Below are 17,529 nucleotides of genomic sequence, written 5' to 3' on the forward strand. Positions count from 1 at the left end.
TGAATGTAAGGATTTAAGACCACGGTTTAGGTCTCCAAGGATGTAGCTCGGATGCTTGGTGATTTAGAAAGGGATTTAGATAGGTAGGGAGCCTATCAGATAAGGATGGTCATCTCGTCTGACGGTTAAGACAGTGAAACGGATCAGGCACAGGAAGTTGCTCAGTAGACAGGAAGTAAACGGATAGCCAAAACTCATCAGGAAGATGAAAAACAACTCTTTTTGGCAGGGAAAGCTCTAAAAACAAAGGGATCATTGGTGCACCAAATGTGTGCAACACAGTTTCGCCAATTGATGGCACTTAGAAAGCGACAGTCTGACTGTCGCTTTTTTTATATCCGTTGACTTGCTCAGTCGTAACTTGAATTGAGATTACTGCACTTATTTAGCTTTATAGGTTGTAAACAAAGTTTTTTAACAAAAATTGCTGAAAAAATACTCAACAACACTCCAATCCGAGTTCACTTTCTGGTATGTTTCGCATCCCTGTTTGAGGAAGTCAGCATGCATACCTGTCCTTTATGCCAAAATCAGCGCACTCACCATTATTTTGAAGATAAGCGTCGTGAATATCTTCAATGTGAGCAGTGCAGCTTGGTATTCGTAAATCCAGACCAACGTTTGGATGCGGAAAGCGAAAAAGCTCACTATGATTTGCATGAGAACAACCCCGATGATTTGGGTTACCGACGCTTTTTGTCGCGTATTGCTGACCCGATCACAGAGCGAATTTCACCACAATCGAACGGTATCGACTTTGGTTGTGGTCCTGGCCCAACGCTCTCCTTGATGCTGGAAGAGGCGGGGCACAACATGGCGTTGTACGATCTCTACTACCACCCTGATACGTCGGTTTTAGAAAAAACGTACGACTTCATGACAGCAACAGAGGTGATAGAGCACCTCTACCACCCAGATTTGGTGTGGAAGCAATGGTTGAATTTAGTTAAGCCAGGGGGCTGGATAGGCCTGATGACGAAAATGGTCATCGACGTGGAGGCTTTCAAATCATGGCATTATAAGAACGATCTCACTCACGTAGTGTTCTTTAGTCGTGACACGTTCCAGTTCCTAGCAGAGCGGGATAAGCTCGAACTCGAATTTATTGGTAATGATGTAATTTTACTGAGGAAACCCCAGTAATGAGCCGTAGTAAAAAATCTAGAAAACCGGGTGCCGCTGGTGCACCTGAGTTTGTTGTAACTCGTAACCGTACAGAATCTGATGTGGAAGGCCGCTTACGCAAGCGTGCTAAAAAGCGTAAGGGTCTGAAAACGGGTAACCGTAACTCAGAAGTTAACGAGCAGAAAAAGCAAGCTGCTGCACAAAATCGCGACCCGCGCTTAGGCAGCAAAAAGAAAATACCTCTGATTGTTGAACCTGCGAAGAAAATGACGAAGCAAGAGCGTCGTTTGTCGGCAGAGCAAGAACTAGAGATGCTAGAAAATGACGCGCAATTGAACGTGTTGCTAGACCGTATTGAAGCGGGTGAAAACCTGGGCACAGGTCTACAGAAATTCGTCGATGAGAAACTCGATCGCATTGAGAAGCTAATGGACCAACTAGGTTTGTTGGAACCTGAAGAAGAGGAAGACTTCACTGCACCTGCTGAGAAAAGCACGCGCAACGATGATGACTTGCTGGCAGATTTCGACGACATTAATTTCGACGACTATAAAGGATAATTAAGCTATGAATGTAACCTTATTAGCTATTGCTGGTGTTGTGATTATCATCGCACTCGCTTCTTATGCAGGTTACCTTCTGCTTCAATTGAAAAAGCAAAAGGAATTGCAGCTGAAGCATCAAAAATTGGCGATAGACAAACGTAACGCCAACATTTTTGAGAATGTGCATACCTTGTGTCAGGCGGGCATTCAAGGGCAGTGCGATTTATCTGAAATCAGTATCCGTGTGTATAACATCATGGATTATGTACAAGGTGAAGACCGCGTTGATTTCGATAAAACGTACCCTGCGATTTCTGAGCTTTACCACATAGTGAAAGATATGGCGCGTGGCGAAGAACGCCAACAACTTGCCAAGAAAGAGCGTATGCAACAGAACTTGACGCGTCATAAAGCGGAAAGCCGCCTCACTGATGCGATTATTGAGGAGCTCAAAGTGTTGCAGAAAAACGTCCAGCCACTGAATAATCAAATCAATATTCAGATGATTTAAGCGCGACCCCCAATAGTCTCCTTATGGCTAATGGGGGTATCGTGATCACGCTAGCACTTCTTTAGTTTTATACTTAAAAAGCCAGTCGGCGTTGCCACGCTTGTCATCGTCGTATGGCAAAATAGCGGCTCTGAATATCGGGTGACGGCTTTCGTTGCCCTAGCATTTAACGGAAAGTACCACCATGTCGAATCAACACACTGAATCGAAACAGCAAATCGTCTGGGATCAAGCGGTATTGGATAAGTACAACTATTCCGGGCCTCGTTATACGTCGTACCCAACGGCGCTGGAGTTTCATGAAGCGTTCACCATTTCTGATTATGATATGGCATGCACTCAATACCCAGAACGCCCATTATCGCTGTACGTACACATTCCGTTCTGTCACAAGCTTTGTTACTACTGTGGATGTAATAAAGTCATTACACGCCATTCGCACAAAGCGGATGAATACCTCGACGTGCTTGAACACGAAATTCGTCAACGTGCTGCATTACTTGTTGGTCGCACCGTGACGCAATTGCATTTTGGTGGTGGTACACCGACGTTTCTCTCTGAAAAGCAAATCACGCGTGTAATGAGCCTGCTACGCCAAGAGTTTACTTTTAGTAGCGATGCTGAAATCAGTATCGAGGTTGACCCGCGTGAAATCGAGCTGACCATGCTGGATCATCTGCGTAGTGAAGGCTTCAATCGCTTGAGCATCGGTGTGCAGGACTTCAACAAAGAAGTGCAAAAGCTGGTGAATCGTGAGCAAGATGAAGAGTTCATCGTTGCGATGGTTGCGCGCGCAAAAGAGTTGGGTTTCCGTTCGACGAACCTAGATTTAATTTACGGTTTACCGAAGCAGACCAAAGAATCTTTTGCCAAGACTCTAGAACAAGTGCTAGAGATGCAGCCGGGCCGTCTATCCGTGTTTAACTACGCGCACATGCCACAGCTATTTGCAGCGCAGCGTAAGATTAAAGACGAAGATCTGCCAAAAGCAGAGGAGAAGATGGCGATTCTGCAAGACACCATCGCGACACTGACTGGTGCTGGCTACCAATTTATCGGTATGGACCACTTTGCTTTGCCGGACGATGAACTTGCTGTTGCCCAGCGCGAAGGTATTTTGCATCGCAATTTCCAAGGCTACACCACACAAGGTGAATGTGACTTGGTTGGCTTTGGTGTTTCTGCAATCTCGATGATCGGCGATGCGTACGCGCAAAACCAGAAAGAGCTCAAGAAATACTACGCTCAAGTCAACGAACTTCGTCACGCTCTATGGAAAGGGGTCTCGCTGGACTCTGATGATTTGCTCCGTCGTGAAGTGATTAAGCAGCTGATTTGTAACTTCAAGTTAGACAAGAAAGCCATTGAGTCTGAGTTTAAAGTAAAGTTTGATCAGTACTTTAAAGAAGACTTACAGCTACTTCAGACCTTCATCAACGATGAGCTGGTGGAAGTGGATGACAATGAAATTCGTGTGACGCTGCGAGGTCGTTTGCTGATCCGTAATATTTGTATGAGCTTCGATAAGTACCTGCGAGCGAAGGCGCGTCAGCAACAATTCTCTCGTGTTATTTAATCCGAGATACAGATTCAAGATATAAAAAATGCCAGCAGATGCTGGCATTTTTTTATGTTTTCGCTGGATTTAAGTGCGATCTTTTACTTTTTCTTTCAGTTCCGCTTTTTCTGCTTCTGAAAGGAACGCAATCTCAAGGCCATTGATTTGCGCTTGGCGAATCTGGTCTTGGCTCATACCAGCGGCTGGTGCCGCTACTTCGTATTCGTATGGCAGTTCGATACCTTCAACCGCTGGATCGTCAGTGTTAAGACACGCAAGAACGCCATGCTCTAGGAACTGCTTGAGAGGGTGGTTTTCTAGCGTTTCTACCGTACTTGTTTGGTAGTTTGACGTCAGGCAAGATTCAATACCAATGCGGTTTTCTGCTAGGTAATCCATCAGTTTTGGATCGTGAATCGCTTTTACGCCGTGACCGATACGAGTTGCGCCCAGCTCATTGATTGCTTGCCACATGCTCTCTGCACCTGCTGCTTCACCAGCATGGACCGTTACCCCAAGGCCAGCATCGCGTACTTGCTTGAAGTGAGACACAAAGCGATCACCCGGTTGGCCTAGCTCGTCACCCGCAAGGTCGACGGCAACGATGTGATCTTTCTGGCTCAGAATGCCGTCCAGTTCTTGTTGACATGCGTCAGTGCCAAATGTGCGACTCATGATACCGATCAGGTTGGCTTTCACGCCAAAATCGCGCATACCTGCTTGCACACCGTCCACGACGGCTTCAACAACCCCCGCTACTGGTAGCTTGTGTTTCATCGCCATGTAGTAAGGAGAGAAACGCAGCTCAGCGTAATCGATTTGTGCGTTTAGCGCGTCTTCTACGTTTTCGTACGCGACACGACGACACGCATCTAGATCGCCCAGTACAGCAACACCCCAGTCGAGCTTAGAAAGGAAAGCAACAAGAGAGGGTTCCGCTTCGACAATTTGAACGTGAGGAGTGAGAGACTCAATATCGTACGCTGGTAGGGCAATGCCAAACTTTTGGCCTAGCTCAAGAATCGTTTTAGTACGAATGTTACCGTCGAGGTGACGGTGCAAATCAGTAAGAGGAAGGTTCTTCGTTATCATTTTGTCGATCCGGATAGTTATGAACTGGAACAGGGCCCAAACATCATCTGTGACAATACATGGGTAAGATTTGCAGTTAAGTATAAATAACAGTTGGGTAGATTGTCAGTAGAGGATGACTAGGAAATCAACGATTCTCGCTCTTTTCTACTTCATGTTCACCAAATGTGTTGGCCATTCTTCTAGTGGCATAGGGCGGCTGTAGTAGAAGCCTTGCACCTGATTACAGCCTAAAGAGCGCAGTAATTGTGCTTGATTGCTATCCTCGACACCTTCCGCGACGACATTAGTTTTGAGACCTGCTGTGATATTGATGACGGCAGCGACGACTGAACTGTTTAAGTTTTCTTGTGTGAGTTGATTGATGAAGGTGCGATCAATCTTCAAGCAGGTAAACGGCAGAGAGTGGAGGTAACCCAGTGATGAGTAGCCGGTGCCAAAGTCATCTATCGCGATACCAATACCCATTTCACGCAGTTTAGTCATATTTTCTAGTGTGGTCGGTGCGCTATCAATGATACGTGATTCTGTGATCTCTAGTGTGAGGTTACTTGCTGGTAATTTCGTGATATCCAATACGCTTGTCACCGTATCAACAAAACTTGGGCAGGATAGTTGATTAACGGAGATATTCACATGCAGTTGGAAGTCCGACGGCCACTGTTTGCTTTCGATCGCTTGGTAAGTGTCGCGACAAGCTTGTAACAGAATCTGTTGGCCGATGGCTTTGATCATGCCGCTTTCTTCCGCGATTGGGATAAAATCTAATGGTGACACCATACCTGAGTCGCTATGCCAGCGCGCAAGTGCTTCGGCGCCACACACTGTGCCACTGACGAGATCCACAATCGGTTGGTAATGAGGAATAAACTCTCGGTTTTCAATGCCAGTTTGGATCTTGGTCAGCATTTGCGTACGAAACTTTGAAGCGCTCGCTAGTTCTGGGCTGTAGTGACAAACACCAGTCAGTGAGTCTTGTTTAGCGTAACTTAATGCGATGCTGGCGTTGCGTAACCATAAAGGCATGGTTTCGTTTGGCTGGGTTTGTACAATACCAAGTGAAATCTTCATCACTACATTCTCGCCTTCCACCATAAATGGGGTGGAAAAGAGTTGCTGTAATCGACGCTCGGTTTGTTTAATTTTGGTTTCAGTGTCGACCTTTGAGAGAAACACCGCGAACTCATCACCACCAATCCGAGCCAATAATGCGTTGTCACGAAACTGCTGTTTTAGCCTTTCAGCGATGCTGACCAACAACTGGTCGCCGTTGTGATGACCCACACTATCGTTGATATCTCTAAATTTGTTGATACCAAGTAAAAATAAACTGCCGTGACAAAGATGAGACTGATTTTCACAGATTTCGACCAAACCCTGACGGCTATATAAGCGTGTTAGAGAGTCATAAACTAACTGTTCACGCAATGCTTTGAATGAAGCTCTTAGATTGTTCGCCATTTCATTAAAAGCATGAACCAGTACGGTTGTCTCATACACATAACCAGGCTTTGGCATGCCGCTATCCCAATCCCCATTTGCCAGGTGCTGAGCGGCGGCGGCCGTCGCGTTAATTGGTCTGGTAACTCGGTTGAAAATGATCCAACTGATGGCGATCCCAAATAGGCTTACAATAATGCCAACGAGCCAACTCTCTTGCTGGCTTTTCGGTAACAGGCCGAGAAGCTCAGACTCCGAAATGGAGGTGCCGATAAACCATGTTAAGCCGTCTTGGTCTCGATACGGGGTTAGCCGACTGAAAATACGTTGGCCATCATGTTCAAATGAAAAAGTATAAGGTTGCTTGGTGTTGTTGAGATCGAAAGACCGGACGCGGCTCGCACTGATTTTGATGATCGGGTCTGCGTTTTCAGCGGCAAGCAAACGCTGCCCTTTATCCGAAAATTTTGTGCCCCATGAGATGACGCTTCCCGGGCCTGAGTGAGCGATTAAACGATGATCTGGGTCCATGATGTAGACCGACGCTTTAGTGTTGTATTTTAACTCGCGCAGGAATTCGTTGAATGTATTGATACGAATGTCTGTCACCAAAACACCAGCAAATTGGTCGTGTTTGTACACCGGCGTCATGGCTGATAGCGTAATATCCTGGCGTTCATCAGCATTGGTATAAATTTCAGACCAAGTGGCGTTTTGGCTCTCTGCAACGGGCTTATACCATGGGCGAGTGCGAGGATCGTATTGGGAGATAACCGTTCGAATGTTGTTACTCACATGGTTGGTTCCATAAATAACCAGATCACCATCGGTGTAGCGATCTTGCACCATTAAGGTGTAATCGTCGGAAAGTTCGCGGCGAAAGCCTGCAAAGTCGCCGTTTTCTGAACCAAATGCGATTACATCCAACTGCGGTATCGATTGGTAAAGATTTTTGAATGCACTTAGCAGGTAGTTTTGAATGTCTGAGGTATCGTGAGGGCGATAAAGATTGTGATAGCTGACGTTGTGCGCGAGAGCCATAACCGCAGTAAAAGGCTTACGTAGATAGCTATTGAGGTGGTCGTGGACACTTTCGGTTAACACGGAAAGTTGCTTGTCACTGATATCCGTGACCACTTCTTCGTAACTTTGTTTTTGGACGTAGACAATGACACCGATCGCCAGTAAGAAGATCATGACAAATGGAATCAGAACAGCAGTACGCAGTGTAATTTGAGTCGTAGCAGTAGACATCGCCTAATCACATAGATGGTGGTGCGCCACAATTGTACTGATGTTTTTATTAATATCGAGTGACAAACGACGCTCGTTGTTAACGCACCACGTAAGTGATTGTCAGTACAATTCTTTTAATTTTCTGGTGAGTGTATTTCGCCCCCAGCCTAATACTTTAGCGGCATCTTGCTTATGACCTTTAGTGTGCTCTAAGGCTGCTTCTAATAAAATGCGTTCAAATTCTGGTAAAGCGTAAGAAAGTAGTTCTTTATCTCCTGCTGCGAGTGAATGCCGTGCCCAATCCGCCAATTGTTCTTGCCAACTACCATGTGAAGAGTCTGAAATGGATTTTTTCTCTTCGAGTAGTTCGCTTGGCAAGTCATTTGGTAACACTTCGCTACCACTGGCCATAACGGTTAACCAACGGCAAATATTCTCTAATTGACGAACGTTGCCAGGCCAATCAAGGCGGTTAAGAATCTCCACGGTCGACGGGTGGAGAGTTTTTGTTTCCACACCAAGCTCATCAGCCGCACGGATAAGAAAATGCTGTGTAAGCTTTTCAATGTCTTGCTTACGCTCACGCAGTGCCGGGATCTGCACGCGAATCACGTTTAAGCGATGAAAGAGGTCCTCACGGAAGTCACCTTCGTGCACCAGCTTTTCTAAGTTCTGGTGTGTTGCCGCGACAATTCGTACATCGACACTGATCGGAGAGTGACCGCCCACTCGATAAAACTGCCCGTCAGCTAGAACGCGTAGTAAACGAGTTTGAATGTCCAATGGCATGTCGCCGATTTCGTCTAAAAATAGAGTGCCGCCATTGGCTTGTTCGAATCGTCCTTGACGAACATTGTTTGCCCCCGTAAACGCGCCTTTTTCGTGGCCAAATAGTTCTGATTCAATCAAGTCTTTGGGAATCGCCGCCATATTGAGCGCAATGAAAGGTTTGTTAGCACGTGGACTGTGACGGTGCAGTGCATGAGCAACGAGTTCTTTACCCGTGCCCGATTCACCGTTAATCAAGACTGAAATAGAGGAGCGAGAAAGACGACCAATGGCGCGAAACACCTCTTGCATCGCTGGTGCTTCACCGATAATTTCAGGCGTTTCTGCTGGAATGTCTTCTGGAGAGAGCTGCTCGCGTTTGTTTTCGTGGCTGTGTGCAATGGCTCGCTCAACCAGAGTTAAGGTTTCATCAATATCAAAAGGTTTTGGTAAATATTCAAAAGCACCTTTTTGGTACGCATTCACTGCCGCATCTAAATCTGAGTGTGCGGTCATGATAATCACGGGAAGGTCTGGGTAATCGCGCTGTACTTGTTTTAGTAGCTCCAACCCATCAATACCTGGCATGCGAATGTCTGATACTAGAACATCCGGCACTTCGCGTTCGAGCGCCATTAACACGCTTTCTCCATCGGCATAGGTTTCACATTTGATGTTGGCAGAGGAGAGCGTTTTCTCCATTACCCAGCGAATTGAACTGTCGTCATCAACGACCCAAACATATCCTTTACTCATGTAGTAATCCTTGCAGCAAACCGAAAAACTGACGCGACTTGAAGTCCATTAGCGCAATCAGATCGGCAGATAAATAGTAAATGTTGTGTGACCAGGCCAGCTTTCTACGTCTATTTTTCCATTGTGCTGGTCGATCAAATTTTGCGAAATAGATAGCCCTAATCCTGTTCCTCCCTCGCGGCCACTGACCATGGGATAGAACAGCGTGTCTTGTAGTTCCGGTGGAATACCTGGGCCGTTGTCTGTGATTTCGACACGAGCAGCGAGTTTACAGCGTTTGCCGTGAATATTGGCTTGATGCACCGTTCTGGTGCGAATGGTTATTTTCCCGTGTTCTTGATGGCTAAGAATTTGTGCGGCGTTGCTGACGATATTAAGCATTGCCTGTTCGATTTGGTCTGTATCCATCAAAATCTCTGGCAAGCTTGGGTCATAATCTCGTTCAATGATGATTGAGCGTTGTGACTCTAATTCAACCAGTTGGCGAACCTTTTCAAGAATTTGGTGCAGATTCTCTTGTGTCTTCTTACCTGGCTTCTGCGGTCCTAGTAATCGATCCACGAGCGCCCTTAAACGGTCTGCTTGCTCAATGATGATGTGTGTATATTCGGTGAGAGAGGGCTCTGGCAGCATTTTTTCTAACAATTGCGCCGCACCGCGTAAGCCGCCAAGCGGATTTTTGATCTCATGTGCAAGCCCTCGGACTAACAGCTTCGCCGCTTGTTGTTGGGCGTGTTGGTTCAGTTCTTGAGAGAGTCGGCGCTGCTGATCAATTTTGCGCATCTCGACCAGAAGCATCAACTGCTTTTGCCAAGTGATAGGGCTAACCGTCACCTCTAGCATTAAAGGGCGGCCATCAACAACGAAAGTGACGTCACTGTCGGTGATGCTTTGGCCACTTTGCAACGGTTGAGTGAGCAGCGCGAGATCCAGCGACGCATGCTGAATCAATTGAGAAAGTGATTGTTCAATAATTCGTTTGGCGCTTTGAGAAAATAGCAACTCGGCAGCCGGATTGGCATAACGGATGGCCAATCCATCATCAAGAATCAGCGTTGCTGTCACCATATTGTTGAGAATGGCACTAGGAAGACTGGTATCCACATTACGTCCTTGTTTTGCTTTAAGATTGTGCGATGCACAATAATGGTGCAATTGAACGTTAAGTATGGCGAATAAATCTTAGAAGAAAAAGTGAAAAGCACCGCTGTGATGTGATTTTTTTCACCAGATATTCTATTTTGCCCCTTTTACGGTCGGCTTAACACTTGCTCTATGTAAATGCACCGTTATAGGGCTAGTAGATGCAATAAGCTTGCCGCTTCTTTTCGCGTGCACAGCAAGTGTGTGAGTGCCTCGGTCAATATTGTTTAACTGCCACACTATATGGCTTTGTGGTGCACCATAAGGTTTTCCATCGAGTAACAATTGCAATTGCTCACCTATACCAAGCTTGCGATTGGTTTCTAATTGAATATTGATGATGCCTCGATTGCTGCGGATGGTCTCGTTGTGCTTGGGAGTCAGCATCGAGAGTTGTAATGGAAGAGGCTTCTCGGTTGTTTTCTCTGGCTTGTTTTGTGATGCAGTAGATGGCGTAGTCTGAGGTGCGAGCGATTCAGTACTTTCTACCTCAGGAGCTGGTGCGCTGGCTTCAAGGTTTGGCAGTGCGATCGCTTTTGCTCCTTTGTTTGGCGTATCACTAAAGTGAACCACGCCATTTTCATCTACCCACGTATACGCGACCTGCGCGAAGGCGATAGAGGCGATTAACAATCCGCTGAGTGCACACAGTGATGGAATAAGCTGAACTTTCATTGCTCACCTTCTCTTGTTCGATGATTTCACGTTTCAATGGCTTAGCTCTTTGACCTGTAAGGAAAAATTCTAAGCGTATTTTTATTATCCCCTCATGTTAAACGTCGAAGCTTGAGTGGCGAATACAAAAAAGGCCCGCCTGCGAGGCGAGCCTAATATTTTATTGCTGTGTTTACATTTTACACAGTGTCGACCTTACACAGAGTAGTAAAGTTCGAACTCAACAGGGTGAGTTGTCATGTTCACACGCTCTACGTCCTGAGACTTAAGGTCGATGTATGAATCGATGAAGTCGTCAGAGAATACGCCGCCCGCTGTTAAGAACTCCCGATCAGCATCTAGCTCTGCTAGCGCGTCTTTTAGTGAGTATGCAACAGTTGGGATTTCTGCTGCTTCTTCAGCTGGAAGATCGTAAAGGTCTTTATCCATCGCTTCGCCTGGGTGGATCTTATTCTTGATACCGTCAAGACCAGCCATAAGCATTGCTGCGAAACATAGGTATGGGTTCGCCGCTGGGTCACCGAAACGAACTTCGATACGACGTGCTTTCGGGCTTGGTACCACTGGGATACGGATTGAAGCAGAGCGGTTACGCGCTGAGTAAGCTAGCATTACTGGTGCTTCGAAGCCTGGTACAAGACGTTTGTACGAGTTTGTTGATGGGTTAGCGAATGCGTTGATTGCACGAGCGTGTTTGATGATACCACCAATGTAGTAAAGCGCCATTTCAGATAGACCGCCGTACTTGTCACCAGCAAATAGGTTTACGCCATCTTTTGCTAGAGACTGGTGAACGTGCATACCGCTGCCGTTGTCGCCAACAAGTGGTTTAGGCATAAACGTCGCTGTTTTACCAAACGCGTGAGCAACGTTGTGTACAACGTACTTGTAGATTTGGATTTCGTCAGCTTTGGTTGTTAGCGTGTTGAAACGAGTTGCGATTTCGTTTTGACCCGCCGTTGCCACTTCGTGGTGGTGCGCTTCAACAACAAGACCCATTTCTTCCATTACTAGACACATAGCAGAACGGATGTCTTGAGATGAATCTACTGGAGCTACTGGGAAGTAACCACCTTTAACGCCTGGACGGTGACCTTTGTTACCTTCTTCGTAGTCAGAACCTGTGTTCCATGCCGCTTCTACGTCGTCGATCTTGAAGAAAGAGCCTGACATGTCCGTCGAGAACTTCACGTCATCAAATAGGAAGAATTCTGGCTCAGGACCGATAAGTACAGTATCTGCAACACCTGTAGAACGCATGAAGTCTTCAGCGCGTTTTGCGATAGAGCGTGGGTCACGGTCATAGCCTTGCATTGTTGCAGGCTCTAAGATGTCACAACGGATATTTAGTGTTGCGTCTTCCGTGAATGGGTCAAGCACAGCAGAAGATGCGTCAGGCATCATTACCATGTCTGATTCGTTGATACCTTTCCAGCCAGCAACTGATGAACCATCGAACATTTTACCTTCTTCGAAGAAGTCTGCGTCGATTTGGTGAGCAGGGATCGAAATGTGCTGCTCTTTACCTTTTGTATCAGTGAAGCGTAGGTCAACAAACTTAACTTCGTTTTCTTGGATCAGCGATAGAACGTTTTCTACTGACATCTTGGATAACCTCCAGTGTTAATAAGCGGTAAAAGCTCGATTTATGAATTATTCATGAAACCTGGCATTGATTAATCAATTTGACTTTTCATTAATCGATGCTGTTTTAACTAAAGCCAAAACCGTGCCAAAAAAAATATTCCATTAATTTCAAGCAATTGTGTTTTTGAATGCTAGTTTGGTGCACTTGCTTGCACCAAAATGATCTTTGCTTGCACCATTATGGTGCCAAAAATCATTGTTGCACCATAATGTGACAGGTACATTGCGTATTCAGCCCAGTTTTTGAGCAAGAGTCAATTTGAATTATGCATCGATTAGAATAAAGTTGCGTTTAATCAATTCGTTCTGAGGAAGAAAATGGGCATTAAGCGTAAAAATTGCAGAAATGCTCGGGAGTAGATCACATATTTCTAGGCTTTTTGCTAAAATCTGGTACATTATGGCCGTTTTTTTAATCAGCAAATGTCGCCAGAGAGCACCCGTTCTCAGCGTGGGGGCATTTCATCTATCTAAGTGAATCAATATCCATGGCTACTCCACAGATTGATAAATTAAGAAATATCGCGATCATCGCGCACGTTGACCACGGTAAAACCACGTTGGTTGACAAGCTGCTACAACAATCAGGCACGCTAGAGTCTCGCGGTGAAGCTGAAGAGCGAGTCATGGACTCGAACGACATCGAGAAAGAGCGCGGTATTACCATTCTTGCTAAAAACACAGCAATCGACTGGAACGATTACCGTATCAACATCGTAGATACTCCGGGACACGCGGACTTCGGTGGTGAAGTTGAGCGTATCATGTCGATGGTAGACTCTGTACTACTTATCGTTGACGCAGTCGATGGTCCAATGCCTCAAACGCGTTTCGTAACACAAAAAGCGTTTGCTCACGGTCTAAAACCAATCGTTGTAATCAACAAGATTGACCGCCCTGGTGCACGTCCTGATTGGGTTATGGACCAAGTGTTCGACCTGTTCGACAACCTAGGTGCAACTGATGACCAGCTAGACTTTAAAGTAGTTTACGCATCAGCACTTAACGGCTGGGCTTCTCTAGAAGAAGGCGAAACTGGCGAGAACATGGAACCACTATTCCAAACTATCGTTGATGTTGTTGACGCGCCAAATGTTGACCTTGATGGTCCACTACAGATGCAAGTTTCTCAGCTAGACTACAGCTCTTACGTTGGTGTTATCGGCGTGGCTCGCGTAACTCGTGGTAGCGTTAAACCAAACCAGCAGGTAACCATTATTGGTGCTGACGGTAAAACTCGCAACGGTAAAGTGGGTACAGTAATGGGCTACCTTGGCCTAGAGCGTCACGAAGTGGAACAAGCTAACGCGGGTGATATCATCGCAATCACTGGTCTTGGCGAGCTGAAAATTTCTGACACTATCTGTGCACAAAACGCAGTAGAAGCATTACCACCATTGTCTGTTGATGAACCAACAGTAACAATGACGTTCCAAGTAAACACGTCTCCATTCGCGGGTAAAGAAGGTAAGTTCGTAACGTCACGTAACATCCTTGAGCGTCTTGAGAAGGAATTGGTACACAACGTTGCGCTACGCGTTGAGCAAACAGACGATCCAGATAAATTCCGCGTATCAGGTCGTGGTGAACTTCACCTTTCTATCCTGATCGAAAACATGCGTCGTGAAGGCTTTGAGCTAGCAGTATCTCGTCCAGAAGTAATCATCAAAGAAGAAGATGGTCAGTTGATGGAACCGTTCGAGACTGTAACGATCGACGTAATGGAAGAGCACCAAGGCGGCATCATGGAGAACATCGGCCTACGTAAAGGTGAGCTGAAAGACATGTCTCCAGACGGTAAAGGTCGTGTGCGTATGGACTTCGTTATGCCATCACGTGGTCTGATCGGTTTCCAAACGGAATTCATGACACTGACTTCAGGTTCAGGTCTTCTTTACCATACGTTTGATCACTACGGCCCTCACAAAGGCGGTAACATCGGTCAACGTGTAAACGGTGTACTAATCGCGAACGCGATGGGTAAAGCGCTAACTAACGCACTGTTCAACCTTCAAGAGCGTGGTCGTCTATTTATCGGTCACGGTGTTGAAGTTTACGAAGGTATGGTTATCGGTATTCACAGCCGTGACAACGACCTAACGGTAAACGCACTGAAAGGTAAGCAGCTAACCAACGTTCGTGCATCTGGTACCGATGACGCACAGGTTCTTACTCCGCCTATCAAGATGACTCTTGAGCAAGCACTAGAATTCATCGATGACGACGAGCTAGTAGAAGTAACGCCTGAAAGCATCCGTATCCGTAAGAAGTTCCTAACGGAAAGCGACCGTAAGCGTGCTTCTCGTGGCGCGAAATAATTTTCGTTAAGCGATTCAATTAAGAAGAAGCCTCGAGTTATGCTCGGGGCTTTTTGTTTTCTGGAGTTGAATATGAACCCGATTATTATCACCGGTGGGCCAGGTGCGGGAAAAACAACACTGCTGAATGCGCTAGACGCGTGTGGTTACGCCACGTTTCCTGAAGGTTCTCGCGACTTGATTGAGCAGCAAAGCCAGTTAGAAAATGGTGTTTTGCCGTGGACGAATTTACCTGAGTTTGCCAAGTTATGCCTTGGGTTGATGGACAAACAAAAGAGTGATGCGCGTTGTCATGATGTTGCGTTTGTTGATCGCGCCATCCCCGACATCATTGCATACCTACAAGTGGGCGGCTGTAAGGTTGACCAAGCTTTCTTAACCGAAAGCGCTGGGTACCATAGTCAGGTGTTTACTTGTCGACCTGAAGCATCCATTTACGTACAAGATGAAGTGCGTCCGCACAGCTTTGAAGAAGCATTGGAGATTCATCAGTCGTTAGTGAGTGTCTATACTGAGTTGGGTTATGAAGTGGTAGAAGTGCCATGGGGAACTGTACCAGAGAGGGTAGGCTTTGTTCGAAGAGTCATCGGTTTACTCGGTGAGGTCGCCGACTAAAACCTCCTCACTAGGAGGAGGTCTAAATCATTTACTTTTGATTGAGCTTTTGTAGGAATTTATCGGACTCTGCAATCGCTTCGTTCATTTGTTTGATCGCAAACTGAATGTCTTTCTCTAAGCTAGAGAACTCACCTTGCAAAGAACCAATCGCACTGGCGTTAAGGTTGTGTTTTAAGTACAACGTGTTGTCACGTAGCGTATCCAGTACCGGTGTCATCTTTTTCTCTGCACGCTTCATAGCGCTAAGCATGGTTTTGTACGAGGCTTTGGTTTCACGTAGTTTTTGCTCGCTTGAACGACGCAGTTTCGCACTCGAGTACAGCTCTAGCTCATCTTGCCACTCATCAAACAGTGCGCCGGATACGTCTTCAATCGCAGCAATACGGTCACGTACGTCTTGAGCCGCTTTTTCGCTATCTTCGTATTTGTCATTGATGTTGTTGTAGACATTTTCTAGCTCACCACCATCAAAGTTGGTGATCGCAGACAAGGCTTCAAGTGCACTGGTGAATTCTTCTTGTGCATCTTGTTGAGATTCTTTGGCATCTTCGACGCGGTCGACCATAATATCTCGTTTATGATACCCAACCTGCTCCATTGCTGAGTAATAAGCAGATTGACACCCTGTTAAAGTGAAAATTGATAGTACAATTGCTAATAAATAAGGCATTCTTATGTCCTCGGCGCTAATTATGGGATGAACTATGAACCAGTTATCAGAGAGTTACAAGGCGAGATTAATCAATCTACTGCCAAGTTGCGTCGCGTTTTTTAAGTATCTTCTTAAGCGATTAACGCATGACCGTGTGAATGTGAACGCGGGCTATCTTGCCTACATTACCTTGTTATCCATCGTGCCAATGCTGACGGTATTGTTATCAATATTGTCGAAATTTCCCGTTTTTGCGAACGTTGGTGAGGTGCTGCAAGGCTACATTATTGAGAATTTTGTGCCAGCTTCTGGAGATGCTGTACATACGGCATTACAGGAATTTGTGGCGAATACGGGCAAAATGAGCGCGGTTGGCGGTGGGTTTTTATTCATCGCAGCGGTCATGCTGATTTCCAACATTGATAAGAACTTAAACTACATTTGGCGAGTTAAAGACAAGCGCCGTTTAGTCTTTTCATTCTCTATGTATTGGATGGTACTCACGTTAGGGCCGATCATGGTCGGTGCGAGTATTGCGGCGACGTCGTACGTGACTTCGCTGCAAATTTTAGAGAACGAGACATTATCTGGTGCGTTTAATTTATTTCTGCGTTGGCTACCGTTGTTGCTGTCCTTTTTTGCTTTTCTTGGCTTGTATATTCTAGTGCCGAATAAAAAAGTACACCTCGCTCATGGTGCCATGGGGGCAGCAGTCGCCGCGATACTGTTCGAGTTGAGTAAAAAAGGCTTTGCGCTTTACATCACTCAGTTTCCGTCTTATCAGCTCATCTACGGCGCGTTAGCGGCGATTCCTATCTTATTTGTTTGGGTGTATTTATGCTGGATGATCGTGTTATTGGGGGCGGAAGTTACGGCTGCGCTTGGTGAGCGAGAGCACTGGAGTGAAGATTTAGACATGATACACTCGACCGCTGAATCTCAGTTAACAGATGAAGGAAGCGAGAGTAGTGATAGCGCTAATTCAACGAGTCAGTGAAGCAGCCGTCCGCGTGGATGGTGAAGTCGTAGGAGAAATTGATCGTGGTCTGCTGGTCTTATTGGGCGTAGAGAAGGACGACGATGAAGCTAAAGCAAAGCGTTTAATGGAGCGTGTTACAACCTACCGTGTGTTCGAAGATGACGAAGGCAAGATGAACCTGAACGTTAAACAGGTGGAAGGTAAAGTGCTGGTGGTTTCTCAATTTACGCTGCCTGCGGATACAAAAAAAGGCACGCGAGCTGGCTTTTCTCGCGGTGCGCATCCTGTTGATGCAGAGCGCTTGTATGATTACTTTTCTGACTTGTGTGAAGAAGTCTTACCCACACAGCGTGGCCGCTTCGCTGCCGATATGAAAGTGTCCTTGGTGAATGACGGTCCTGTGACGTTTTGGTTGCAGGTCTAATCTGGTAACACAGGCGCCATAGTCTAAGCTTTAACTCCAAGC

At 46.1% G+C, this 17,529-nt stretch carries 15 protein-coding genes; 8 read left to right on the forward strand and 7 right to left on the reverse strand.

Translation table 11 applies throughout. From position 1 onward, the window contains the following. Positions 1–504: 504 nt before the first annotated feature. The 4 genes from R7Q46_RS15685 (at position 505) to hemN (ending at position 3,757) form a co-directional block, all read left to right on the forward strand. Positions 505–1,143, forward strand: a complete 639-nt coding sequence (locus R7Q46_RS15685; protein WP_005379250.1) for a class I SAM-dependent methyltransferase — start codon at positions 505–507, stop codon at positions 1,141–1,143. After that, positions 1,143–1,685 carry a Der GTPase-activating protein YihI gene (yihI, locus tag R7Q46_RS15690; RefSeq protein WP_005379252.1) on the forward strand — a complete coding sequence of 181 codons (543 nt, stop codon included), beginning with the start codon at positions 1,143–1,145 and terminating at the stop codon, positions 1,683–1,685. The genes R7Q46_RS15685 and yihI overlap by 1 nt, the downstream gene beginning before the upstream one ends. Before the next feature lie 7 nt (positions 1,686–1,692). Further along, complete coding sequence (locus tag R7Q46_RS15695; RefSeq protein WP_005379254.1) at positions 1,693–2,181, forward strand: DUF2489 domain-containing protein; 489 nt, start codon at positions 1,693–1,695, stop codon at positions 2,179–2,181. Positions 2,182–2,365: 184 nt separating this feature from the next. Further along, complete coding sequence (gene hemN, locus R7Q46_RS15700; protein ID WP_017635016.1) at positions 2,366–3,757, forward strand: oxygen-independent coproporphyrinogen III oxidase; 1,392 nt, start codon at positions 2,366–2,368, stop codon at positions 3,755–3,757. A gap of 69 nt (positions 3,758–3,826) precedes the next feature. On the opposite strand, the gene add is transcribed toward hemN, so the two are convergent. The 6 genes from add to glnA form a co-directional block, all read right to left on the reverse strand. Continuing rightward, complete coding sequence (add, locus tag R7Q46_RS15705; protein ID WP_213871814.1) at positions 3,827–4,831, reverse strand: adenosine deaminase; 1,005 nt, start codon at positions 4,829–4,831, stop codon at positions 3,827–3,829. A gap of 147 nt (positions 4,832–4,978) precedes the next feature. Then, positions 4,979–7,525, reverse strand: a complete 2,547-nt coding sequence (locus tag R7Q46_RS15710) for an EAL domain-containing protein (protein WP_213871815.1) — start codon at positions 7,523–7,525, stop codon at positions 4,979–4,981. A gap of 102 nt (positions 7,526–7,627) precedes the next feature. Further along, positions 7,628–9,031, reverse strand: a complete 1,404-nt coding sequence (glnG, locus tag R7Q46_RS15715; protein WP_104979921.1) for a nitrogen regulation protein NR(I) — start codon at positions 9,029–9,031, stop codon at positions 7,628–7,630. A 57-nt stretch (positions 9,032–9,088) separates the two neighbouring features. After that, positions 9,089–10,135 carry a nitrogen regulation protein NR(II) gene (gene glnL, locus R7Q46_RS15720; protein ID WP_017821940.1) on the reverse strand — a complete coding sequence of 349 codons (1,047 nt, stop codon included), beginning with the start codon at positions 10,133–10,135 and terminating at the stop codon, positions 9,089–9,091. A 132-nt stretch (positions 10,136–10,267) separates the two neighbouring features. Beyond that, positions 10,268–10,849 (reverse strand): DUF4124 domain-containing protein, encoded by a 582-nt coding sequence (locus R7Q46_RS15725; RefSeq protein ID WP_053307274.1) that lies wholly within the window; start codon positions 10,847–10,849, stop codon positions 10,268–10,270. A gap of 195 nt (positions 10,850–11,044) precedes the next feature. Beyond that, the gene (gene glnA / locus R7Q46_RS15730; RefSeq protein WP_005379275.1) at positions 11,045–12,454 is read right to left on the reverse strand and encodes a glutamate--ammonia ligase; all 1,410 of its coding nucleotides are present in this window, start codon (positions 12,452–12,454) and stop codon (positions 11,045–11,047) included. Positions 12,455–12,984: 530 nt separating this feature from the next. On the opposite strand from glnA, the gene typA reads away from it, so the two are divergent. Further along, on the forward strand, positions 12,985–14,814 hold the full coding sequence (typA, locus tag R7Q46_RS15735) for a translational GTPase TypA (protein ID WP_005379276.1): 1,830 nt from the start codon (positions 12,985–12,987) through the stop codon (positions 14,812–14,814). 72 nt (positions 14,815–14,886) lie between these two features. Then, positions 14,887–15,429, forward strand: coding sequence for an AAA family ATPase (locus R7Q46_RS15740; protein WP_053349756.1), 543 nt, complete (start codon positions 14,887–14,889; stop codon positions 15,427–15,429). 31 nt (positions 15,430–15,460) lie between these two features. Here the strand turns inward: R7Q46_RS15740 and R7Q46_RS15745 are convergent, their stop codons facing one another. Beyond that, positions 15,461–16,102, reverse strand: a complete 642-nt coding sequence (locus R7Q46_RS15745) for a DUF2959 domain-containing protein (RefSeq protein WP_005382972.1) — start codon at positions 16,100–16,102, stop codon at positions 15,461–15,463. A 34-nt stretch (positions 16,103–16,136) separates the two neighbouring features. Between R7Q46_RS15745 and R7Q46_RS15750 the strand changes: the two genes are divergently transcribed. Together R7Q46_RS15750 and dtd are read left to right on the forward strand one after the other, a co-directional pair. Next, on the forward strand, positions 16,137–17,081 hold the full coding sequence (locus tag R7Q46_RS15750) for a virulence factor BrkB family protein (protein WP_318077603.1): 945 nt from the start codon (positions 16,137–16,139) through the stop codon (positions 17,079–17,081). Beyond that, positions 17,053–17,487 carry a D-aminoacyl-tRNA deacylase gene (dtd, locus tag R7Q46_RS15755; RefSeq protein ID WP_005379282.1) on the forward strand — a complete coding sequence of 145 codons (435 nt, stop codon included), beginning with the start codon at positions 17,053–17,055 and terminating at the stop codon, positions 17,485–17,487. The genes R7Q46_RS15750 and dtd overlap by 29 nt, the downstream gene beginning before the upstream one ends. Positions 17,488–17,529 lie beyond the last annotated feature (42 nt).

It is taken from the genome of Vibrio sp. 811 (assembly GCF_033339195.1).